The 21561-nt window shown below is 36.9% G+C and carries 23 protein-coding genes; 16 read left to right on the top strand and 7 right to left on the bottom strand.

Translation table 11 applies throughout. The features are described 5' to 3' along the window. The first annotated feature begins 149 nt into the window (after positions 1 to 149). From CQZ96_RS21875 to CQZ96_RS11980, 4 genes are read left to right on the top strand one after another with little or no spacing between them, the layout of a single operon-like run. Positions 150 to 506 (top strand): type IV pilin protein, encoded by a 357-nt coding sequence (locus CQZ96_RS21875; RefSeq protein WP_105714042.1) that lies wholly within the window; start codon positions 150 to 152, stop codon positions 504 to 506. Positions 507 to 556: 50 nt separating this feature from the next. Further along, positions 557 to 2203, top strand: coding sequence for an O-antigen ligase family protein (locus CQZ96_RS11990; RefSeq protein WP_105714041.1), 1647 nt, complete (start codon positions 557 to 559; stop codon positions 2201 to 2203). Then, entirely contained in the window at positions 2203 to 2559 is a 357-nt protein-coding gene (locus CQZ96_RS11985) for a prepilin-type N-terminal cleavage/methylation domain-containing protein (RefSeq protein ID WP_228722718.1), read from the top strand. The genes CQZ96_RS11990 and CQZ96_RS11985 overlap by 1 nt, the downstream gene beginning before the upstream one ends. Before the next feature lie 54 nt (positions 2560 to 2613). After that, positions 2614 to 4263 carry a PglL family O-oligosaccharyltransferase gene (locus CQZ96_RS11980; RefSeq protein WP_105714039.1) on the top strand — a complete coding sequence of 550 codons (1650 nt, stop codon included), beginning with the start codon at positions 2614 to 2616 and terminating at the stop codon, positions 4261 to 4263. Between the two features lie 113 nt (positions 4264 to 4376). Here the strand turns inward: CQZ96_RS11980 and bfr are convergent, their stop codons facing one another. The 6 genes from bfr to gmk form a co-directional block, all read right to left on the bottom strand. Next, entirely contained in the window at positions 4377 to 4841 is a 465-nt protein-coding gene (bfr, locus tag CQZ96_RS11975; protein WP_004818630.1) for a heteropolymeric bacterioferritin subunit Bfr, read from the bottom strand. 319 nt (positions 4842 to 5160) lie between these two features. Beyond that, entirely contained in the window at positions 5161 to 5355 is a 195-nt protein-coding gene (locus CQZ96_RS11970; protein ID WP_004718308.1) for a bacterioferritin-associated ferredoxin, read from the bottom strand. 187 nt (positions 5356 to 5542) lie between these two features. Then, positions 5543 to 5926: a RidA family protein gene (locus tag CQZ96_RS11965; RefSeq protein ID WP_004718306.1), complete on the bottom strand. Its 384-nt coding sequence runs from the start codon at positions 5924 to 5926 to the stop codon at positions 5543 to 5545. A 93-nt stretch (positions 5927 to 6019) separates the two neighbouring features. Further along, a complete protein-coding gene (locus CQZ96_RS11960; protein WP_105714038.1) occupies positions 6020 to 8131 on the bottom strand; it encodes a RelA/SpoT family protein in 2112 nt (703 codons plus the stop codon). Between the two features lie 212 nt (positions 8132 to 8343). Then, the gene (rpoZ, locus tag CQZ96_RS11955) at positions 8344 to 8625 is read right to left on the bottom strand and encodes a DNA-directed RNA polymerase subunit omega (protein ID WP_004718302.1); all 282 of its coding nucleotides are present in this window, start codon (positions 8623 to 8625) and stop codon (positions 8344 to 8346) included. Positions 8626 to 8746: 121 nt separating this feature from the next. Next, entirely contained in the window at positions 8747 to 9367 is a 621-nt protein-coding gene (gene gmk / locus CQZ96_RS11950) for a guanylate kinase (RefSeq protein ID WP_034617459.1), read from the bottom strand. Positions 9368 to 9500: 133 nt separating this feature from the next. On the opposite strand from gmk, the gene ispH reads away from it, so the two are divergent. From ispH to rplS, 12 genes are all read left to right on the top strand, one after another. Continuing rightward, on the top strand, positions 9501 to 10451 hold the full coding sequence (gene ispH, locus CQZ96_RS11945; RefSeq protein WP_004718298.1) for a 4-hydroxy-3-methylbut-2-enyl diphosphate reductase: 951 nt from the start codon (positions 9501 to 9503) through the stop codon (positions 10449 to 10451). Between the two features lie 142 nt (positions 10452 to 10593). Next, a complete protein-coding gene (locus tag CQZ96_RS11940; protein WP_004718296.1) occupies positions 10594 to 11100 on the top strand; it encodes a pilus assembly FimT family protein in 507 nt (168 codons plus the stop codon). Beyond that, positions 11097 to 11654 carry a type IV pilus modification protein PilV gene (gene pilV, locus CQZ96_RS11935; protein ID WP_004718294.1) on the top strand — a complete coding sequence of 186 codons (558 nt, stop codon included), beginning with the start codon at positions 11097 to 11099 and terminating at the stop codon, positions 11652 to 11654. The genes CQZ96_RS11940 and pilV overlap by 4 nt, the downstream gene beginning before the upstream one ends. Then, positions 11654 to 12625: a PilW family protein gene (locus CQZ96_RS11930; protein ID WP_004718292.1), complete on the top strand. Its 972-nt coding sequence runs from the start codon at positions 11654 to 11656 to the stop codon at positions 12623 to 12625. The genes pilV and CQZ96_RS11930 overlap by 1 nt, the downstream gene beginning before the upstream one ends. Further along, positions 12626 to 13396 carry a pilus assembly PilX family protein gene (locus CQZ96_RS11925; RefSeq protein ID WP_004718290.1) on the top strand — a complete coding sequence of 257 codons (771 nt, stop codon included), beginning with the start codon at positions 12626 to 12628 and terminating at the stop codon, positions 13394 to 13396. 17 nt (positions 13397 to 13413) lie between these two features. Further along, the gene (locus CQZ96_RS11920; protein WP_105714037.1) at positions 13414 to 17178 is read left to right on the top strand and encodes a pilus assembly protein; all 3765 of its coding nucleotides are present in this window, start codon (positions 13414 to 13416) and stop codon (positions 17176 to 17178) included. A 10-nt stretch (positions 17179 to 17188) separates the two neighbouring features. Beyond that, complete coding sequence (locus tag CQZ96_RS11915; protein ID WP_004718286.1) at positions 17189 to 17662, top strand: prepilin-type N-terminal cleavage/methylation domain-containing protein; 474 nt, start codon at positions 17189 to 17191, stop codon at positions 17660 to 17662. Next, complete coding sequence (locus CQZ96_RS11910; protein WP_004718285.1) at positions 17656 to 18102, top strand: type IV pilin protein; 447 nt, start codon at positions 17656 to 17658, stop codon at positions 18100 to 18102. Before CQZ96_RS11915 ends, CQZ96_RS11910 begins: the two co-directional genes overlap by 7 nt. Before the next feature lie 145 nt (positions 18103 to 18247). Continuing rightward, positions 18248 to 18505: a 30S ribosomal protein S16 gene (rpsP, locus tag CQZ96_RS11905; RefSeq protein WP_004718284.1), complete on the top strand. Its 258-nt coding sequence runs from the start codon at positions 18248 to 18250 to the stop codon at positions 18503 to 18505. Between the two features lie 27 nt (positions 18506 to 18532). Continuing rightward, positions 18533 to 19081, top strand: coding sequence for a ribosome maturation factor RimM (rimM, locus tag CQZ96_RS11900; RefSeq protein WP_105714036.1), 549 nt, complete (start codon positions 18533 to 18535; stop codon positions 19079 to 19081). A gap of 42 nt (positions 19082 to 19123) precedes the next feature. After that, the gene (gene trmD / locus CQZ96_RS11895) at positions 19124 to 19864 is read left to right on the top strand and encodes a tRNA (guanosine(37)-N1)-methyltransferase TrmD (protein WP_105714035.1); all 741 of its coding nucleotides are present in this window, start codon (positions 19124 to 19126) and stop codon (positions 19862 to 19864) included. Between the two features lie 271 nt (positions 19865 to 20135). After that, the gene (gene rplS, locus CQZ96_RS11890; protein ID WP_004718278.1) at positions 20136 to 20507 is read left to right on the top strand and encodes a 50S ribosomal protein L19; all 372 of its coding nucleotides are present in this window, start codon (positions 20136 to 20138) and stop codon (positions 20505 to 20507) included. A gap of 63 nt (positions 20508 to 20570) precedes the next feature. Here the strand turns inward: rplS and CQZ96_RS11885 are convergent, their stop codons facing one another. Beyond that, entirely contained in the window at positions 20571 to 21539 is a 969-nt protein-coding gene (locus CQZ96_RS11885; protein WP_105714034.1) for a lipase family alpha/beta hydrolase, read from the bottom strand. Positions 21540 to 21561 lie beyond the last annotated feature (22 nt).

Raw genomic sequence — 21561 nt, 5'->3', positions numbered from 1 at the left:
AAATATAAGCGGTAAAAAAAAACTTGTAAAGCATTACATTCTCTCTAAAATCAAAGAGTCTCGATTGGTTGTTGATTTTTTCCACAAAAAGAACAGCCATATAAATTGCTCTAAAGCTATAAAAATTTTTAAAACATTGGAGAAATGTTATGAAATCAGTTCAAAAGGGTTTTACTCTTATCGAATTAATGATTGTTGTTGCAATTATTGGTATTCTTGCTGCGATTGCGATTCCTGCGTATAAAAACTACACAATCAAATCTGCAAACCGTGCATGTTTGGCTGAAGCGAAAGGTTTTGCTAATGCTGTAGTCGCTGCATTTAGTGATGGTGCTTCTGCTCCTTCGATTGCAAATAAAGCATGTCAAAATACTGTAATTACAGGTGGCCAAACAATTGCTACTTTCACTGGTGTAACTGCTGCGGCTAAAGGCAATGGAGATGCAACAATTAGCTGTGATCAAACAGGTTCTTGCTCAGCATCTTCTACTTCTGGTAATCAATAATTTAAAATCAAAAAAGGCTCATTTATGAGCCTTTTTTTTTGGAGAATGTTTTGTTAAGAAAAATAATTATTATACTTTCATTATTGTTTATTTGTTGTGCATGGTTAAGTCCTTTTCACGCTAATCCATGGTTGATGATAGTGAGTGAGATTTGTGCTTTTCTGAGCTTATTCTGCTTAATTTTTTTCTTCAAAGATAAAGATATTATTATTCCTAGAGTAATTTTACCTGTTTTGTTTTTTTCAATTATACCATTTTTTCAATATTTTTTTGGTATAGAATTATACTTTGAAACAGCTTTATTGTGTTTTTCATACTTATTTTGTGTTTTTCTATCAATGATAATTGGGTTTAATACTGCAAGTATAGAACTTAAGGAAAGAACATTAATATTGCTTTCAGGTTCTATTTTAATCTCTTCATTAATAAGTGTAATTATTATTTTATTACAGTGGTTTGGTTTAGAAAAGAATATTTTTTTGATAGCACCATTACATCATGATCGTCCGTTTGGAAATTTTGCTCAACCTAATAATATGGCAACCTTTTTAGTATTTGGCTTGTTGAGTAATCTTTTTTTATTAAAAGATTTAAAGATTACTAAGAAAATGGCAAGTGTTTTTTCTTTTTTAATTTTGTTTGCTATAGCATTATCCTATTCAAGAACAGCTTGGATAGAGCTTATTATAATTGGTGTGTGCTTATTTTTTATTCAAGATAAGGTGGTTAAGAAAAAAACTATTTATTTTTATTCAGTATTATTTTTTATTTTTTTATTTACGATACCTTATCTAAATAATTTCTTAAATGGCTTTGGTTTAGGTTTGTTGTCTACGCAAAATGTGAATGATCGTTTATCAACTGGTTCATTGAGATTGGGAATATGGAAACAAATGTTGGTCGCAATTTATCAGCAGCCATGGTTTGGTTATGGATGGAATCAAACAGCATATGCACAGATAATTGCTTCTACAACTGTGTTTCATAGTGAACAGACTAGAAGTGCACACAACATTATTTTAGAACTATTAGTTTGGAATGGCATATTAATTGGAAGTATCATTATATTTTATGCTTTATATTTATTAAAGTTGGTTTTTTTTACATCTAATCAAAAAATGGTTTTAATTAGGTTAATAATTGTAAGTTTTATAGTTCATGCTTTACTAGAGTTCCCACAAAATTATGCTTGTTTTTTATTAATCATAGCTTTTTTGATTGGTTTTTTATTAAGAGAGAATTATGATTTAAAGATTTTTCAATTAAATAAAAAAACTTTTCCAATTATTTTTATTTTTTCAATTATTATTTTTGGTGCAATCATTAGGGATTACTTAAATATAAAGTATATAATAGCTAACTATAATAGTGAAGAGTTCGAAAAAAATGAAATAAAAGAAGAGATTTTAATTTTGGGTCGATTAGATACAATGAAAAACTGGGTTTTTGAAAAAAAACCATCTATGATGTCTGATGCTAAAATTAAATATTATAAAAATTTTATAAAAACGGCACCTACTGAGTATAATCTTATCAATATTGTTAAAATATTAATCCTTAATGGTAGGTTTGAGGAGGCAAGAGATTATTATAAGATTTTGTATGATTTGTATCATGTAAATTATACATATGATGATATATATAAATCTGTAAAAAATAATCAACCTATTCGTGTGAATGAAATTGGTGAGAGATGATGAAAAAAAATAATGGATTTAGTCTCATAGAGATAATTATTGTTGTTGCAATAATGGGTATTCTGGTTGCAATTTCTTTTCCTGCTTATAATAGTTATAGTCGGAAAGCGAAACAAACTGCATGTCTTTCAGAGGCGAAAGCTTATGCAAATAGTGTTTTTTATGTAATATTTGTATCTGAAGCAAATACATTCCCGCATTCACCAAAATCATCAGCATGTGAGGTTATTACAGATGCTTCTTTATGGAATGAATCGACAACCAATCTAATTATTGAGGCAAAAAGTAAGCATTCATCTACAGTAGATATCCGTTGTGACTTGAGTAAAGGTGCAAACTGTACAATCATTCCTTAAACAAAAAGTGCTAGAAACGCTATAATAGGCTCAGTTTTTCTTTTCACTTTTCCTATGAAAGCCATTCCTTACATTCTTTCAGCCGTATTGCTTTTACTTGCTTGGCTTTTACCTATTCATAAAATGCCATGGACAACCTTTGGTAGTGAAGCGCTTACTTTTCTATCGGCTTTGGTGCTACTCAGTGCTTTTCTAAATAAAGATTTAAAAATTCCAAAACCGCAAGTGCTTATATTGCCTGTATTGGCAATCCCATTGATACAATGGGGCTTTGGAGAAATTTTGTATTTTAGTAATGCATTGCTTTGTACCGCCTATATTGCGATGTTTTGGTTGATGCTGGTTGTTGGCTATAACTTGGCAGTGGGTGAAAAAGGTCAAAGAGAACAAGTCTTTAAATTGTTTTGCCTTGTGGTTTTTACGGGTGCGATGCTTTCAAGTTTTATTGCAATTTGCCAATGGTTAAATATAAATGATTATTTTAGCCCATTAATGAATAGGTTACGCGAAAACCGTCCATATGCAAACTTTGCCCAGCCGAATAATCTGGCGACGTTTATGTGTATGGGGGTATTTGCATGTTTATATTTTTATGAAAAGAAGATACTGCCAAATTACATACTCGGACCATCAACTTTTATTTTTCTATTGACCATTGCATTGACTCAATCTCGTACTGCTTGGGTGGTATGTTTGTTCACTTTGATTTATTTGACCATCAAGCAATTCGGTCAAACTAAACGTTTTGGGTTTGTAAAATTGCTCGCATGGAGTGGGGTGTTTATTGCTTTGATTGCATGCTTGCCAATACTGAATCAGTGGATTGCAGCTGTAGCGACACAAGAAGTAACGCAAACATCTTCAGCGGTCGAGCGAGCAACATCGGGTTATCTCCGTTTAGATATGTGGAATCAAGCTCTAGTCGCGATTTCAGAAAAGCCATGGTTTGGTTATGGCTGGAATCAAACAGGGATGGCGCAAATCGCTGCTTTTGATTTATATCCATCACATGAATGGTATAAAACTGCACATAATGTGATTTTGGATTTGCTGATTTGGAATGGTATTCCGATTGGTGGATTGATTATTGTTTATGTCGCATGTTGGTTGTATTGGCTAAATAAGGGCATTAAAGATGCGGTTTCGATTGCAGCAGGTTTGATGGTCTGTGCCATTTTGATTCATGCTTTATTGGAATACCCAATTCACTATGCATATTTCTTACTCCCTTTAGGTTTTTTATTGGGGATCATTCAAGCTCAGTATTCTCGTTTGCCTACAGTGAACTTAAAGTCTTCGATTACAGTAAGTATTATTGTGATTGGTTTGGTCTTGGTGGGAGTAATTTATCGAGACTATATTTTATACCGCCAACAAAGCGTATTTGTGAATAAGAAAACACCGTTAAGTGCTTCACAGCAAGCAGTGATGAATCAGGATATTTTGTTGCTGACGCAATTTAAAGAACGTGTCTGGTGGATTGGCTTAAATCCATATACAAAAATGTCGGATCAGCAGTTGCAAGATATGGGACGTATGGTAGCGAACTTAGCTTCTGCATATGATATTCAGAAATATGCACAGATCTTGGCTTTTAATGGTAAAAAAGTTGAGGCTGAACATCAGTTATGGATTCTTAATACACTACACCGGCAAGATAAGAGTTATCAAGATCTGTTACCTGTATCTGTTGTAGGAAAATAATACCATTTCATAAAAGTGAATTTTGATGATTGTAAATTTTGCATCGTCACATTTCGAAATAAAATAAAAAATCCCCCAATCAGTTGGGGGATTTTTTTGTGATATTTAAAAAATTATAGTTGGCTTTGAATATAATTTTCGATGCCAACACTTTCGCTTAGATCCAGTTGGGTGGTTGTCCAATCCCAAAACTCTTCTTCTTTTTCAAGAATTTCTTGAACAAGATCACGAGTCACATAATCTAAGTTGCTTTCAGCGAGTGCAACTGCTGTTTTTAATGCATCAATGTTTTCTTTTACTTTGCGTACATCACAGTTTAAAACTTCAACTGTATGTTGACCAATGTACAACTTGCCTAAATGTTGAAGGTTCGGTAAGCCTTCCAAGAAAAGAATACGTTCAATGATCTTATCCGCGTGCTTCATTTGGCGAATAGATTCTTTGTATTCAGCCGAACCAAGTTTCTCGATTCCCCAATCATTAAACATACGCGAGTGTAAAAAGTATTGGTTAATCGCAGTCAAATGATGATAAAGCACTTGATTGAGCTGATTAATTACGTCTCGATTGCCTTGCATATGGTTAAAACTCCATTCTAATTTTTTACCTTAACGTGAATTTAAACTGAGTCATTGAAATTTAATGATTAAGGTAATTTGATATGGCTCTATATTAATCAACTTTTTGCAGGGTTACGAGTAGTTTATGGAACGGCAAATGAAAATCGCAATCAAAAACAATAGGGATGTCGTTTTGGCTAAAAGAGACTGATTGAAAAAACGAACCCGCTTTGAGTCGAAGCGGGGGGAGGAGAATGATCTGGGGATCATTAAAAAACTTATTTATTGTCGTTATAAATCTGAACTTATTTTTATGTTTGAATTTTTAAATTAAAAGCTACGCGGCAACAGAAATACGTGCTGCAATCAGCGATAGTTCTTCATTAATAATGCTTTTTGCTTCAGGGGCACAACGACCACAGCACGTGCCTAAGTCTAATAATTCACGTACTTCACGGTAGCTCTCTGCACCATTTGCCATTGCATCTTTGATATCTTGATCTGTAATACCACGACATAAACAAACGTACATAAAACTCAACCCTAAGGTTAAATGCGATATCTAATATTATTGATAATTGTTATCATTTGTCAATGAAATTCATTTGAAATCTCATTAATCTTTATTGGCTTTTTGAATAAAAAAATACCACCTGATCGGTAGTATTTAATTTTATTTTTTAAATTATTTAAAATCAAACAATTAGTTTTGGCTGATATTATTGAGGAATAATGACAATACCATCCATTTCAACCAATGCATTTTTAGGTAAAGAAGCAACACCTAATGCTGCACGTGCAGGATAAGGTTGAGCAAAGTATTCGCCCATAATCTGGTTGACCAATTGAAAGTTGGATAAATCGGTAAGAAAAATATTGAGCTTTGCAATATCTGCTAAAGAACCGCCTGCAGCTTCACAGACTGCTTTTAAGTTATCAAAAACACGTCGAATTTGTGCTTCAATGCCTTCGACCAATTCCATGCTATATGGGTCTAAGCCAATTTGCCCTGAAAGATATAATGTGTTGTCTACTAAAATGGCTTGTGAATAAGTACCAATTGCAGCAGGGGCATTTTCAGTATGGATCACTTGGCGGGACATTGATTTCTCCTTGATTTCAAATCATTTCATCATAAAGCATGAATGGCATGCAAAGTGCATCGAAGATTATCGATAAACATTACAGGTCTTAATTTAGCACGCTTTTGCTTTTAGCGTCTCATTAATTGAAACTGGCATAGACATTCGACTAATACGAGGAAAACCAAATTGCATACGGAGTTCACGAATGATTTGCGCAATTTGTTTGCGATTATTCACCACGATATTCACATAGGTTTTATCTTCATGAGAGCGTACTGATTCAACCCCAGTTTTTGCTTTACGACATAAGTAAATCAATTCTGAAATTTGTTCATCGGTTAAAATAAGATCAATACTCAAATAAGCATTAAAGTTCACATCGTCTTCTTCTTCCGATGTCCACTGTAAAGACATGATATTTTCAGGATGTAAATGTTGTTCGTGCAATAAGTTATGACAGCGTGCACGATGCACAATTAAACCACGACGGGATAAATGTCCTTGAATAGGATCTCCCAAGACTGGGTTACAACAGTGTGCATATTTTACATCAACACCATCTGTACCTTGGATGAGGCGGTTTGAAGCGTGTTCTTCATTGGCTTTAGAATGGGCAAATAAATGGTTGGCGACCAGTTGTGGTAGTAGATCACCTACTGCAATTTGTTCAAATAAGGTGTCTTTATCGGGTACATGGCGCCATTCTAATAAATCTTTCCAATCCGCTTCAGATAAGTCTTTGGTCGAGCGATTAAACAGTTTTAAAGCACGATTGAGCGCTTGTTGCCCCACTAGGCGTTGTTCATCTGGATCTTGATCTCGCAAGATATTTTGAATCGCACGGCGCGCTTTTTGGGTATTAATAAAGCTTAACCAGTCTGGGTTTGGTGTTGCCAATACATCGGTAATGACTTCAACCACCTGACCACTCACCAAAGGAGTTGAAAGTGGTTTAATTTCACCATTAATTTTGGCACCCACCGCATGGTTGCCTAAAAATAAACTCGCAGAATACGCAAAATCAACGGCTGTAGCACCTTGTGGTAATTCATGTAGCTGTCCATGTGGGGTGTAGACCCAGATCTTTTCTTGATGTAAATAATCAAGTAGATCACTAAATGTGGTTTTTGCACATTCACCACCGACAAGAAGATCTAAATTCTTCATGGAGGCTTGAATCGCAGAGCGACAAGCTTGTGGCGCATTTTCACCGAGGACCACACCAAAGCGCGCAGCTTTACGCATCAACTCGGTTTGAATGGTTAAGGACAACGTGGTACGTTCACCTTTGAGTTTGATCATTAAAGACTGATTTCCGCCTGGTAATGGGCGACGGATATGGTCTTCATAGTCGATGACTTGGAAATTTTCACGTAAGGCATCCACCAAGCGATCACAATCCGCGATGCTTTGTAAAACAATTTCAAAAGCATGGCTATGGGTGAGCTCTTGTAAGTCGATTTCATTTTTTACAAAGTGGCGTAAGAGTTCAATATTGTTGTTTTTCTTTTTGATGCGCCCTTGAATATTATAATTATTGAGCAACTCAGCTAAGTTTTGTTCCCAAACCGATTGATATTTACAGCGCTCAGGTTTGGTTTTGAGTAAATTTTCTTGTACATCATTGTACATATCGAGATCTAGGTTTTGATAGCACAGATGTTCTAAGTTATCCGCCATCTCGTTCATACCGACAAGCCGTGCCATAGGAACAAAGATATCAAAAGTTTCTTGTGCGATGCGTGCACGTTTATCTGGCCGTAAAGCACCTAGAGTCGTCATATTATGATAACGATCGGCGAGTTTGATAATAATGACACGGGGGTCTTGTAGGGTAGCTTGAAGAATTTTACGGAAAGACGCAGCTTTATTATATTCTTTATCGCTGGAATGACTCAGTTTGGTGACCCCATCGACCAATTCAGCCACGGTTTTACCAAATTTTTCAGTGATATCTTCTTTGGTAAAGTCTGTATCTTCAATCACATCGTGCAATAAGGCTGCCATGAGCGTTTCGGCATCCATACGCATATGTGCCAAGATACAACTCACCGCAATCGGGTGTAAAATATAGGGTTCACCACTTTTACGTGTAATACCATCATGCGCAATATCAGCATAATCACAAGCCACAAGTACTCGCTCGACATCACTTGGTTTTAAGTACGCGTCGATAATTACATTCAACTGTTGCTTGGATTGGCTGACCTGTTGGCCTGGCATAGAACACCTATCTTAAATTACAAATTTGAAATATTTTTCCTAATGCTTTAATGAAAAGCATATTGAGCCGCTTGTCAATTTCTAGACATCAAATATATCTATTTTTTTTAACAAATATTTTGAATTTTGTCGATTGATTGGTAAAACTTTTTGCAAAATAATTGAAATAAAAAAGCCTAGTTGAAAAACTAGGCTTTTTACAAAGGCTCAGCTTATTGGAAAGAAAAACCTTCAAGATTAAGATTGTTTGCTGATAAAGCAAGGTCAAGACTAGACGTTTGGTAATCTTGATCACGTTGCTTCAAGATATCTTTAGTCACATGACCAATCGCAATTTCACGTAATGCAACAACAGTCGGCTTATCATTGTCCCACTCAACAGTCGGTTCAATGCCTTGACGTGCCAATTGACGCGCGCGTTTGCTTGCCACTAGTACAAGCTCAAAGCGGTTGTCCACATGGTCTAAACAATCTTCAACGGTTACGCGTGCCATAAGAATTCTCGTTTGAATACAAATTTTTTAAATAGACTGTGCAGTATAAAATGCTTTCATCATAGACTCAAGTTTTAATCGAAGCTTATTTAGAAAGCATTTAGATCATAAGTATTTAGATCTAAGATTGTGGTGTAATCAGTTTGGTAATTAAAGCCTGATGACGATTTGCCTGTTGATCTATTTTTAAGCGATTGGCATTAATAACAGATTCCAAATCATGTAACGCTTTATTGAAATCATCATTGATGATGATGTATTCAAAGTTGACATATTGTTGCATGTCTTCCACTGCACAACTTAAGCGATGTTCAATAACTTCAACAGAGTCTGTGCCACGATTTGAGAGACGTTGACGTAAATCAAACTGCGTTGGAGGAAGAATGAAAATTTGTTTAGATTCAGGAAAAAGTTTACGAACTTGCTCAGCACCTTGCCAATCGATCTCAAGTAGCACATCATGGCCTTTTGCCAATTGGTCTTTTACAGTTGCTTGCGCAGTACCATAATAATTACCAAAAACTTCTGCATACTCAATAAAACCACCTTGATTGACTTGATCAAGAAAGTTTTCTTTAGAGGTAAAGTGATAATGAACACCGTCGAGTTCGCCAGGTCGCTGACCACGAGTCGTATGTGAAACAGAAACGTGTAAATTGCTCACACGCTCAAGTAGCGCTTTAACGAGAGATGTTTTGCCTGTTCCTGATGCCGCAGAAACGACAAACAATAGACCCGACATGATATTTTTCCTGATATGATAAAATATCTTCTCTATTTTAGAGTAGAGCGAAGACAAACAAAACTGTTTTTACACATTGTTTGTGTTTAATCGATAAAATATATCCACCATTGAAGTGAGCATTGAGGGTTTTATGGAAATTGTATTGGCTAATCCGCGTGGATTTTGTGCAGGTGTAGATCGTGCAATTGCCATCGTCAATCGTGCGCTTGAATGTTTTAATCCACCTATTTATGTTCGTCATGAAGTGGTTCATAACAAATTTGTGGTTGACGATTTACGTCAGCGTGGCGCAATTTTTGTGGATGAATTAGATGAAGTGCCTGACGATAATATTGTTATTTTTAGCGCACATGGTGTATCAAAGGCGGTTCAACAAGAAGCAGAACGTCGTGGTTTAAAAGTATTTGATGCAACCTGCCCATTGGTCACCAAAGTACATATTGAAGTGACGAAATATGCACGTGAAGGCACCGAAGCAATTTTGATTGGCCATGAAGGTCACCCGGAAGTTGAAGGGACCATGGGGCAATATGACAAAAAGAATGGTGGTGAAATTTATCTGGTTGAAGATGAAGAAGATGTCGCTTCATTAACAGTACATCATCCTGAAAAAATAGCATTTGTGACCCAAACAACCTTATCTATAGATGATACGGCCAAAGTAATTGATGCTTTGCGAAATAAATTCCCTCAAATTCAAGGGCCTCGTAAAGATGATATTTGCTATGCCACGCAAAACCGCCAAGATGCTGTGCGAGATTTAGCAACACAATGTGATGTGGTGTTGGTGGTTGGCTCTCCAAACTCGTCGAATTCAAATCGTTTACGTGAGTTGGCTGAACGCATGGGGAAACATGCCTATCTGATTGATAACGCAGATGAGTTAAAACAGGAGTGGTTTAACCCAAATCATAAGATCGGCGTTACAGCAGGGGCATCTGCACCTGAGATTTTAATTAAACAAGTAATTCAACGCTTACAGGACTGGGGCGCGACAGCACCACAAGAGTTAAATGGTCGTGAGGAAAACATCACATTTAGCCTGCCAAAAGAGCTACGGATTCATGTAACCCAAGCTTAAATTTAAACTTTATTTTTTAAGCAGATAGCTGAGATTTCAGTTATCTGCTTTTTTATGCCTTTTATCCAACTTGTATTGGTTTTGTAAGTATTTAAGTTATGATTTTTAATAGGGTAAGGTTTTTGTTGCAAGGGGAGTAACAATGCAAAATAATAGAGGATTCACCTTAGTTGAATTAATAGTCACTCTAATCATTATCTCGATTGTTGCTATAATTGCTGCGCCAAAAATTCAAGATTTAACGATAAGAAGAAAGCTTGAGAGAACTTCTGTTGATTTAGAAAAAATATTGACTCAAGCGAGGTCTGATGCCGCTGTATTCCGAAAAAAAGTTACAGTTAATCTTAACTCAGCTGGAAAAGATTCTGCTCAAAGTAAATATTGGAATATACCTTCAGGGCAAAGTTTAAGTTTTAAAACAGGTGTCTGTAATACCGATAATGCTGGGAAAAAGACATGGGGTTATAGTTCAACGATTCCAACACTCACTAAAATTGTATTTTTGCCACAAGGAAATGTAGAGGATTTTCCTCAAAATTTAGAAATACAAGTTTCGAGTAATCCCTATAGTAAATACGTATATTTAACAAATTTTGGCAAAGTTACAACAACGAATAAATCTAATTTTGACGGGGATTGTACCTCATGATGAAAGCAGTATCTTCCCAAAAGGGAATAGGTATGATGGAAGTCATTGTAGCACTCATATTGTTATCAATTGGGGTGTTAGGTTTTGCGATGTTGCAAATGAGAGCTATGGAAGCTTCTCTTGATGCGTCTAAACGCATTCAAGCGATGAGTTTGGCTCGTGATCTATCTGAGCGGATGCGGGCAAATAACCAAGGCTTATCCAAAAATATAACAATTAAAGTAGATAATGTAGACCAAGTGATTGATGCATACGCAAATGCTTTTGCAGGGAGAACTTATGCGACTAGCTATTCGGCAAAATGTAGTAATACAACAAAGTGTTCTAGCCAGAAATTTGCAGAAGAAGATGTAAATCAAATTTTATATAAAGCATTTTTGAATGGAATGAAAGCAGCCATTAGTGATTGTCCAGGGAATATGACCAGAAGTCGCTATTGTGTGTTTGTAGCTTGGGATGAAACGGATCCTTCTAATGGTGGTTCGACAAATAGTTGCACTAAAGATGGTTCTTATAATAAAGACTCTAAATGTGTCATTTTGGAGGCCTACTAATGAATTATTCAAAAGGTATGACGCTTGTAGAGTTAATGTTGGCATTAGTTATTGGGCTATTGATCATGGCAGCAGCTATGCAGTTATTTTTGACAGGCAGTATTAATTATGGGCTTCAGAAGAACTTAGCAGAATTACAAGATAATGGAAATTTTGGTTTAAACTATATCCTAAAAGATATAAAACTCGCTAATTTAGATGCAGATTTAGCGGTTGTTAATGATCGTAATCAATACAGTGGAATCGTATTTACAACAATAAAAAGTTACACAGGTTTAACTGAGGATGAGAAGAAAGTTGCAACGGCAAATATTCCATATTTTATTTCTGGTGATTCAGCAAATTTAACGAATTTCACCCAAGCTAAAGTAGGATTGTCAAATGTAAATATAAAAAGTGATCAATTGGTCATTCAGTATAAAGCCTTTGATCCAAATGGCTTCGACTGTGAGGGTAATTCAATTTCACAAGACGATATAGACAAAGGCACATTTATTGTACAACGATATTTTTTACGACAAGATGGCTCCGCAGGGAATTTGGCTTTAGTTTGTGACGCTGGTCGTTATAAAACGTTAGTAGAAACGGATGCTTTACCTACAAATATTTCAGGTTTGGGTGAGCGTAGCCAAATCATTATGCGTCGTGTTGATTATTTTCATGTATTACTTGGGATTAAGCAAAATAATACAGATGAATTTAGCTATATAACGATTGACCAGTATATGGGAGCAACAAACTCACTGACTAAGGCTGGGGCTGCTAGACCTCGAATTATGTCGATTCAGTTGGGTGCTCTAGTGCGTGGTTATGATTCTATTTCGGAAAAAGATAAATTACCGAGTAGTTTTACTATTTTGGATCAAGTCGTGTCGCTAGGTACATCAGATACAGATCCTAAATACATTCGAGATGTAATCAGTCAGACAGTCGCATTACGAAATGGCTATGGCCTCATGGAGGATTTATAAATGAGAGTCCATCAAAGAGGTGTCACGATTATCGCTGTACTATTTGTACTTATTTTAATGGTTTTAATTGGTACTTTGGCGGTGAAACAGAGTTTAACAGGGTTAAGCATTGCGACGAATAGTCAGATTCAAAGTTTGAATCAGCAGACCGCAGATGCTGTGTTCTTTGCACTTGAGAAAGATAATAAGGATTCAGCAACTTTACAGAAAAATTTAAGTTCATTAGGCTTATTTGGGATTGTGAAGTCAGATAGTTTTTTAAATAAAGAGCTTGTTTTCTGCTATAGACCTAAAACCCAAGCCAAATTATTTTCTATTCAACAGGCAAGTGTTATTTACCCTGTCAGTGCTACAGATGTAAATAACAGCGAGTTGGGCGTTGCAGGTTATTGTCAATATACAAAAAATGATTATAGCAGTGGACGAGATATTATGATTTCTCAGATTGCTGTGAAAAAAAGTAGTAGTAATACGGACGTACCATTTAAATATTTCCCAACTGGTACAGATACCTCTACTGTTCAACTTGATCAGGTACAACCTGTTCAAATTATTGTGACTACGATTATCCCAGGTGCAGCTAGTGGTAGTGGTTCTGGATGGTCTAGTTTTTCAAGCCAAATTAATGATTGTTTTAAGACACATTTGAATGACAAGTCTGCAAAGTACGCAGAACAAAAAACAGTTGCAGAATGTTTTTCTGATTTGGGTGTGCCATATAGTCAACAAGTCATGGATTATGCTGTGATTAGTTATGCGACTAAGAGTTAAGGTAAAGGGGATATCTCATGGAAACTAAATATAAAAAAATAGTTGTTGCGATACAAACAGCTTTTATCACATCCTTAGTTTGTTCTGCTTTACCGAGCTATGCAAGTGATACGGAACTCTATAAAGCACCTCAAACCTCTGAAACAACAATTATGTTTATGCTTGATGTATCTGGAAGTATGAACCCTAATAATAATAACTATAGAGAAAACAGAATTCAAAGTTTAAAGAATGGGATGATAAAGCTCCTGCAAGGGGATGCTAATACAGATGCTTTACCTGATAAATTGGTTGTTGGTCTCTCTGAATTTGCCGGATCTAATGGACGTATTAAGTTAGAGGCTCGTGCTTTAGGAGATAAAACGTATATTCCAAATGCACAAGTATTTAGGGAAATTCAGCCAAAAATAGGAAATGCTGAGCAAGCTTACACAAAAATTACCGTAAAAGGGGAATATAGAGATAGAACATGGGGAGGTTGGTCAACATTAAGTACAACTCAATATTCGTATAGTGATGGTAATATTTCTACGTCGAATCTACAGGATAATGGTGCTAAACAATTTGAAGAGTGTATAGAATGGAATTCTGACAATACCTGTAAAGATAATAGTTGGGTTTCTACAACAAAGCGAGCTACTGATTTTGGTACAGTTACTTCTAATACAACAAGCACTAACTACGCATATTCATGGACGGCAACTAATGATGGTAATGGAACTCTGCTTCAGAACAATTCAACTTATCCTGCAACAACAAGTGAATGTATTGAATGGTATGGGAGTTATTGTTGGACAACTCGTTATTATCAAAATTTGGTTTATACTCGTTATAACGGAAAAAAAAGTGGTACAGTTTCTTTAGTCGAGTATAAAGTTTATACAGGTACTGCAGAAGATACTCATCGTAAGAGGATGTTACGAGCAGTAAATTTATTAAATGCAGATGATAGTACTCCCACTGGATATGCATTTGCAGAAGTTGCTGCTTATATGATGGGCCAGTCTACAAAAGGGTTAACTGGTAGCGGGTTTAGTAACTCCAATGGTTTAACAGCTATTCAGAATGGAAATAACTATATAGCTCCTTCATCTGTAACAAAAACAAAGCAATGTAATACTCAAGGAATTTACTTCCTAACGGATGGTCAACCTCAATATTATTATAATAAAAATAAAAGTACATTACAGACTTTCATGGAAAATACTCTGGGGTCAAAAAAAGGGTCCTTTTCGTGTAGTAATTCAAGTACATTAGGTTTATTAAATAATTATAGTACTAACGGTACAATGAGTAGACCAAATGGTTGGGACTGTATCGGAGCATATACGAAAGCACTATTGGATCCTAATTTAAACCCTGCTGGGGTAAGAATAAAAACTGCAGTTGTAGGCTTTGGTTCAGACTTTAATAGTGGTACAGGTAGTGATGTACAAGATGCTCAAAAATGGGGAACACTTGGAGAGGGGGGATGGTATTCTGGTAGTAATGATTCTGATGTGGTTGCAAGTGTCAATGCCTTTCTTAAGAAACTTCAGAAGTATATTCCACCTGTCACTACTGGTTCAATTACAATTCCTGTAGATAATTTAGATACACAAAACATCCAACCTTGGGGGTATTTCCCGCAATTTGATCCTGCACCAGATGCTCAAGTAACAACATGGGTAGGTAATCTTAAGAAGTATCAAGTTGTGGATAATATAATTAAGGATCGCGATAATAAAATTATATTTGATGCCGCGAAAGGTATTAGTGTTGATGATCCAAATGATTATTGGGCAGATACTTCTATTAAAAAGACGATTACCAAAATCATTCAAGAAAATAATGTTGATATTGAAAAAGAGCTTGAAGTAAAGGTTGGTGGTGCCTTAAGTCAATTTAAACTTGGTAATGTGAATAATAGTGAACGGGTTATTTATACAGATCGAAAAGTAAGTGACGCTGGCGTCGCTTCAAGTATAGGTAGTGATAAAGCGTTATTACAAGTGAGTAGTGCTGATTTAAAAGCCAATAATCCTGCGAATAATTTTAGTCTAGATACAAAGCGAGGTTATCTCGCGGCATTGTTTGGCTATAATGTAACCTCAGCAATGGCATCAAACCTAACAACAAGTAATAATGATTCTGCGAATACAGCATTTGTTAATTTTTTAACACAATCTAACGCAACACTTAGGCAGATGGGTGCTGTGATGCATTCAAAGCCTTTATTAATTACACAAAAAGGAACAACACAGTTTGATGCTAAAACAGGTGATTTAAGTTATAAAGATCGTGATGACTTAATTGTTTTTGGAACAACTCAGGGATTATTGCATGTCATTCGTGCTGGCGATAGTGCGACAGATAGTAATGCTGGTAAAGAAGTATTTACATTTGCTCCTAATGAAATGATTGAGAAACAAAGCAAAGGTTTTTTAAATCAAGAAAATCAAGGAAGAAACTTGGAGTATGGGGTTGATGGTCCTTGGACAGCGTATACTGAATATGTGACGAAGTCTGGTACCAATGCGACAGAACCTGTTGTAACTGTGAGTGGTGGTAAGCAATGGTTATATGGTGGTTTACGCATGGGGGGGCGAAGTTATTATGCTCTAGATTTATCTGATGTTACGGCTACAAGCGGAAAGCCAAAAATCAAATTTAGAATAAGTCCGGATGATGCTACTGCATATTCGCCAATGAGTTATATGGGGCAAAGCTGGTCTAAACCTACTCTAGCTTGGATAAACTGGCAAGGTTCACGTAAGTTGGTGATGATTGTTGGTGGTGGCTATGATCCAATTTATGAAAATATAGGAACACCAACATCAAGCAGTATTGATAAAGGTGCGGGAGTGTACATTTTTGATGCTGAAACTGGTTCAGTCTTATGGTGGGCAGGCGCGAATGCTACAGCAGACAAGGTGACTGAGACTAACGTTAGTAACATGAAACGCAGTGTCGTGAGTCAGATAAAAGCAGTTGATCGTAATACTGATGGTCTAGTAGATCATCTATATTTTGGTGATTTAGGTGGACAGCTATGGCGTGTTGATTTGGACAGCTCAAAACAAGCAGGAAATACCGTTAATTTAGCGAAACGTATCACTCGAATTTTAAATCAGTCTAATGCGTCTGATGTACCAAGATTTTATTCTACACCTACATTTACCATCCATAATAATGGTGGAAGTTTATTTGCGGTATTAACAATAGGTTCTGGTAACTTGAGTTCACCAATGTCAGAAGCTAATAAAAATGATGCGCTATATGTCATCTATGATAAAGATGTAACTCGCCGGAATTTATCCGTATTAAAGTACAGTGAGTTAAATTCGGTTGATATCAATTCAATGACCACCGGCAGTAAACAATTGGTTAAAAATACTGATGGTAATACAGCGACAAGTCTAAGTTTGGGGGGGTGGTACTATCCGTTAGGCTCTAAAAAACGTGTACTCAATGATAATATTGCGATTGATAGTGATTTATATGTCAGTATATTTAACGCAAATATAGATATTGATGACGTTGATTGTTATGGTGGTGTTCGAGGTGAAAGTAAGGCAAATCAATTCTGTTTACCTTATGGGCAATGCACTATGCTGAGTGGTAATACAATAGTTGTCAAAAATCGCCCAAATGAAATTGCATTAGGTAAAGGGAATATCGGTATTAGTTTTGGTGGTAAAGATAAGAGTCGTGGTTTAGTTTTAAATTTCCCTACAACTGAACCTTTAACAAATTATACAAGTAAAACCAAGTTTATTTCACAGCGCTGGTATGAACGTTAAGGAAGAATCCATGAAAAAAATACAAGGATTTACCCTTATTGAGTTAATTATAGTTGTCATTATTATTGCAATAATGGCAGCTATAGCCATACCAAGCTATAAGGATGTGATTCAATCCAATACCGAGAAAAAAGTTCAACAAGAAATCTTAAAACTTTCTGAGCAATTAGAAAGATATAAATCTAGAAATTTTAATTATAGAAATTTCTCTGGGACTGCTACCGAGTTACCTGATGGCTATACACTGAAAATTTCAGACTTGGAAGATAGTTCAAAAAGTTTAACAGATGATGTACAAGGAATAGGTTGGTATATTTCAGTAGCACCACCTACAGATACAAATAATCGTAATTATAGTGCTAAAAATAATTATTTTCTAATGAGTAGTAATGGGTTGCAATGTAAATCACGTTTAGCGAGTGATGTGAATTTTAAATGTGAACCTTGGAATGATGGGACAAAGACAGGAAGCCAACCATGGTAAAAGAACAAGGTTTTAGCTTGATTGAACTCCTTATTGTAGTTGCAATTTTAGGGGTGTTAGCAAGAATCGCATATCCAATTTATACAGACTATTTAATAAAAGCAAATCGTGTTGATATGCAGTCTGAAATGGTTAGAATCGGTGGTTTATTACAAAAATATAGAACATTAAACTCAACTTTTTTGAAGAAAGAAGACGGTAATCCCGTTGATTTAGCGACATTGGGCATTGTTGAACAATACCCCTCAAGTGGTAAGCAACTATATAAATTAACATTAGCAGATGTTTCTGCAGGTACATGGACATTAACGGCAACTCCTGTTGTAAATACAAATCAAACTGGAAATGGTTCGATAGTTCTAAATAACCAAGGCCAAAAATGCTGGACCAAAAGTACCACTTGCACCCCTTCAGCAACCACAAACTGGGACGGCAAATAAAAATTAAATTCAAAATTGTGGATAAATAAAATTTGATCTTTCTTTCATGACAAAGATAACGTAAAATATTGCCCTCTATGAAAGGGGTTTGAAATGTATCGATGGTCGGTACAAGGATAATCCGTAAAAACTATAAGGTTCTATCATGGTTGTAATTCGTCTAGCACGCGGTGGTGCTAAAAAACGTCCGTTCTATCAAGTAATCGTAACTGATAGCCGCAATGCGCGTGACGGTCGTTTCATCGAACGTATTGGTTTCTTTAACCCTACAGCTCAAGGTAAAGCAGAAAAACTTCGTTTAGATGCTGATCGTTTTGCTCACTGGGTTGCTCAAGGCGCTCAACCGTCTGAACGTGTTGCTTCTTTAGCTGCTCAAGCTAAGAAAGCTGCAGCTACTGCATAATTAAACCTTTAATTAGGCAGTAAGCCCATGACACCAGCACAGAATGTGCCCGAAGATCGTATTCAGATTGGACAGCTACGTTCAGCATATGGATTAAATGGGTGGCTCTGGGTCTATTCCAATACAGAACCTATGAGCAACATATTTGACTACCTCCCTTGGTACATTGAGACCAAAGCAGGTTGGCAAATTGTAGACGTAAAACGTTGGAAACCACATGGTAAAGGCTTGGTTGTTTCGTTGAAAAGTGTGAGTGATCGCACTGCAGCAGACAGCTTAGTTGGCGCGAATGTTTGGATTTCAAAATCGCAACTGCCTCAAGCAGGCGTGGACGAGTATTACTGGTCTGATTTAAAAGGTCTAACCGTATTAGGTCTGAATGAAGAAGAACAGGAAGTAAATCTTGGTCAAATCCACGAATTGTTTGAAACTGGCGCCAATGATGTCATGGTTGTTCGTGCAACAGCAGATAGCATCGATGGCGAAGAGCGAATGATTCCATGGCATAAAGATGTGGTACAACGCGTTGATCTCGAAGCTGGTCGTATCTATGTCAATTGGGGCGTAGATTTCTAATCCGATAAGGATTGGCGCAGCAGGAAAATAGAGGAGTCTGCGATGTTTTTTGCAGTCATTACGCTTTTTCCTGAAATGTTTGAAGCGATTACAGCGTACGGAATTAGCGGGCGAGCGGCAAAGCGTGACATTGTACAAGTTCATTGTATCAATCCGCGAGAATTTGCTGAGGGTAACTACAAACGAGTGGATGAACGTCCATTTGGTGGTGGCCCAGGTATGGTGATGATGGCTGAGCCTTTGGCAAAAGCAATCCACCACGCCAAAGAGCTTGCAAAGCAAGCAGGTGCAGTTCAGGTTCCTGTAGTGTATATGTCACCACAAGGGCAGACCTTAAATGAACCAGCAGTGCAACAATTTGTTGAATATGACGGATTAATTGTGCTGTGTGGACGTTATGAAGGTGTTGATGAGCGTTTGATCCAAAAATATATTGATCAGGAATGGTCAATAGGAGATTACGTATTATCAGGTGGTGAGCTCCCTGCGATGGTTTTATTGGACAGTATTATTCGACGTTTGCCGAATACCATGTCAGATGAACAATCAGCAGTGCAAGACTCGTTTGTGGATGGTCTTTTAGATTGCCCACAATATACCAAGCCAGATCATTTTGAAGGTTTGGATGTTCCTGAAGTACTTAAGTCAGGGCACCATGCCAATATTGAAAAATGGCGGTTTTTGCAACGCTATCAACGCACTTTAGAACGCCGACCTGAGTTGGTGGAAAAAGTTGAGTTGACCAAGCAGCAAAAAAAATGGCTAAAAGATGAGCGAGGGTAGGCAAGCATTGATTATGTTTGTTTCAACGCACGTCAGAAGCTGTGCTTCTTATCAGGGATACAACATTCATCATTGTTGTCCTGCGGAATGTAAGTTCCATAAGAAGTCGGCTTCAAGAAAATACTTATGATTAAGTACTTATATTAGGCTCTTTATTGATCTGAATAACATCAGCAATAAAGGGAAAGATAAACGGGTTGATACGCGATTTAGCCTCTATCCCCAGCGGTTGTGCAGACCTCTTCTGTCCCGCAAAACGGAGATTCCCACAATGAGTGGTAAACATCCTTTAGTTCAAGCAATTGAAAACCAACAGTTAAAAACTGACCTCCCAACTTTTGCTCCTGGTGACACAGTTATCGTTCAAGTAAAAGTAAAAGAAGGTGATCGTGAGCGTCTTCAGGCTTTTGAAGGCGTAGTTATTGCGAAGAAAAACCGTGGCTTGAACTCTGCGTTCACAGTACGTAAAATTTCTAGCGGTGTTGGTGTTGAGCGTGTATTCCAAACTCACTCTCCAATCGTTGCTAAAATCGAAGTGAAACGTCGTGGTGACGTTCGTCGTGCTAAGCTTTATTACCTACGTGAATTGTCTGGTAAAGCAGCGCGTATTCGTGAAAAATTACCAGCGCGTAAACAAGGTTAATTTTAACTTTGCTTTACAGCTAAAAAATGCGCCATTTGGCGCATTTTTTGTTTCTTGCTACAGTTAAAGCCCTTGTAGTTTCAGGCGATTGGTATGTTCACGATAGACTTGTACTGGATCTGGTGAAAAAATTGCACGCAATCCTAAAATTTGATTGACCTCATCTAAGTGATTCCAACGATAATCATCACGAATCGTTTTGCCAAATTTGGCACTACACCGTGGAACTAAACCATCATTATCACGACCAGCATTAATTAATAAACTTGTGCCAAGTAGGGCCGAATCCAAGTCGAGAAGATTTGTGACGGCTGTATTGCCCGTAAATGAATAGAATTGAATCCCTTTTTCTTGATAAGCCCCTTCACCACAAGCTGTGGTGCCAACGCCCATCGGGAATTTACTGTTAAATAGCGCAGAACCTTCAATGGTAAGGCTTTTCCCACCTGCTAACGCATCATGGGGAAGTTCTTTCGGGTTAAGACCTTGCGCCCAGACAATTGCTTTTGAAAATAAATTGACCACACTCACCAATGAGCCTTGAAGCGGCGTGCCTTCTATACTTAAGATAACATTTGCAACAGGGCTGCCTTTTTGTGGTGAACCAACAGCAGTTACAGATGCAACTTGGGTAGGCATAATGCCTGCGACATAGCGGCTGGTAGGACCACCATGCGAATGACCGATCAGATTGACTTTTTGACTGCCGGTAATTGCCAGAATTTCTTCGACTTGCTGAGCCAATTGCTCACCACGGACTTCAGTAGAATTAAAGGGTGATACTCGCGTGGCCCATGTATTGGCGCCGTTGCGAGCCAAATCAGGTAAAATTTGATACCAGTAGTCTAGTCCTAAAACATCGCCAGCACGAATAAATCCAGCCATACCATGCACAAATACCACAGGATATTTGGTTTTTGCATAGTCCGAGTTTACTTTACTGACAGTCACTTTTTGCGCATTGTTAGATGCATATGCGGTTGATAATGTACTCGCCAGCAGTAGACTCGCGATAATACGTCCATATTTCATGTTAAAACTCCATCTATTTTAT

The sequence above is a fragment of the Acinetobacter sp. MYb10 genome, from assembly GCF_002980175.2.
Taxonomy (GTDB): Bacteria; Pseudomonadota; Gammaproteobacteria; order Pseudomonadales; family Moraxellaceae; genus Acinetobacter; species Acinetobacter guillouiae.
Note: the sequence above shows the minus strand (reverse complement) of the source record. Positions and strands in the feature narration are given on the sequence as shown.

Coding starts and splice junctions, on each gene's coding strand:
- CQZ96_RS21875 (WP_105714042.1), top strand. CDS start 150: ATGAAATCAGTTCAAAAGGGTTTTACTCTTATCGAATTAATGATTGTT.
- CQZ96_RS11985 (WP_228722718.1), top strand. CDS start 2,203: ATGAAAAAAAATAATGGATTTAGTCTCATAGAGATAATTATTGTTGTT.
- CQZ96_RS11980 (WP_105714039.1), top strand. CDS start 2,614: ATGAAAGCCATTCCTTACATTCTTTCAGCCGTATTGCTTTTACTTGCT.
- bfr (WP_004818630.1), bottom strand. CDS start 4,841: ATGCAAGGCAATCGAGACGTAATTAATCAGCTCAATCAAGTGCTTTAT.
- CQZ96_RS11970 (WP_004718308.1), bottom strand. CDS start 5,355: ATGTACGTTTGTTTATGTCGTGGTATTACAGATCAAGATATCAAAGAT.
- CQZ96_RS11965 (WP_004718306.1), bottom strand. CDS start 5,926: ATGTCCCGCCAAGTGATCCATACTGAAAATGCCCCTGCTGCAATTGGT.
- CQZ96_RS11960 (WP_105714038.1), bottom strand. CDS start 8,131: ATGCCAGGCCAACAGGTCAGCCAATCCAAGCAACAGTTGAATGTAATT.
- rpoZ (WP_004718302.1), bottom strand. CDS start 8,625: ATGGCACGCGTAACCGTTGAAGATTGTTTAGACCATGTGGACAACCGC.
- gmk (WP_034617459.1), bottom strand. CDS start 9,367: ATGTCGGGTCTATTGTTTGTCGTTTCTGCGGCATCAGGAACAGGCAAA.
- ispH (WP_004718298.1), top strand. CDS start 9,501: ATGGAAATTGTATTGGCTAATCCGCGTGGATTTTGTGCAGGTGTAGAT.
- CQZ96_RS11940 (WP_004718296.1), top strand. CDS start 10,594: ATGCAAAATAATAGAGGATTCACCTTAGTTGAATTAATAGTCACTCTA.
- pilV (WP_004718294.1), top strand. CDS start 11,097: ATGATGAAAGCAGTATCTTCCCAAAAGGGAATAGGTATGATGGAAGTC.
- CQZ96_RS11930 (WP_004718292.1), top strand. CDS start 11,654: ATGAATTATTCAAAAGGTATGACGCTTGTAGAGTTAATGTTGGCATTA.
- CQZ96_RS11925 (WP_004718290.1), top strand. CDS start 12,626: ATGAGAGTCCATCAAAGAGGTGTCACGATTATCGCTGTACTATTTGTA.
- CQZ96_RS11920 (WP_105714037.1), top strand. CDS start 13,414: ATGGAAACTAAATATAAAAAAATAGTTGTTGCGATACAAACAGCTTTT.
- CQZ96_RS11915 (WP_004718286.1), top strand. CDS start 17,189: ATGAAAAAAATACAAGGATTTACCCTTATTGAGTTAATTATAGTTGTC.
- CQZ96_RS11910 (WP_004718285.1), top strand. CDS start 17,656: ATGGTAAAAGAACAAGGTTTTAGCTTGATTGAACTCCTTATTGTAGTT.
- rpsP (WP_004718284.1), top strand. CDS start 18,248: ATGGTTGTAATTCGTCTAGCACGCGGTGGTGCTAAAAAACGTCCGTTC.
- rimM (WP_105714036.1), top strand. CDS start 18,533: ATGACACCAGCACAGAATGTGCCCGAAGATCGTATTCAGATTGGACAG.
- trmD (WP_105714035.1), top strand. CDS start 19,124: ATGTTTTTTGCAGTCATTACGCTTTTTCCTGAAATGTTTGAAGCGATT.
- rplS (WP_004718278.1), top strand. CDS start 20,136: ATGAGTGGTAAACATCCTTTAGTTCAAGCAATTGAAAACCAACAGTTA.
- CQZ96_RS11885 (WP_105714034.1), bottom strand. CDS start 21,539: ATGAAATATGGACGTATTATCGCGAGTCTACTGCTGGCGAGTACATTA.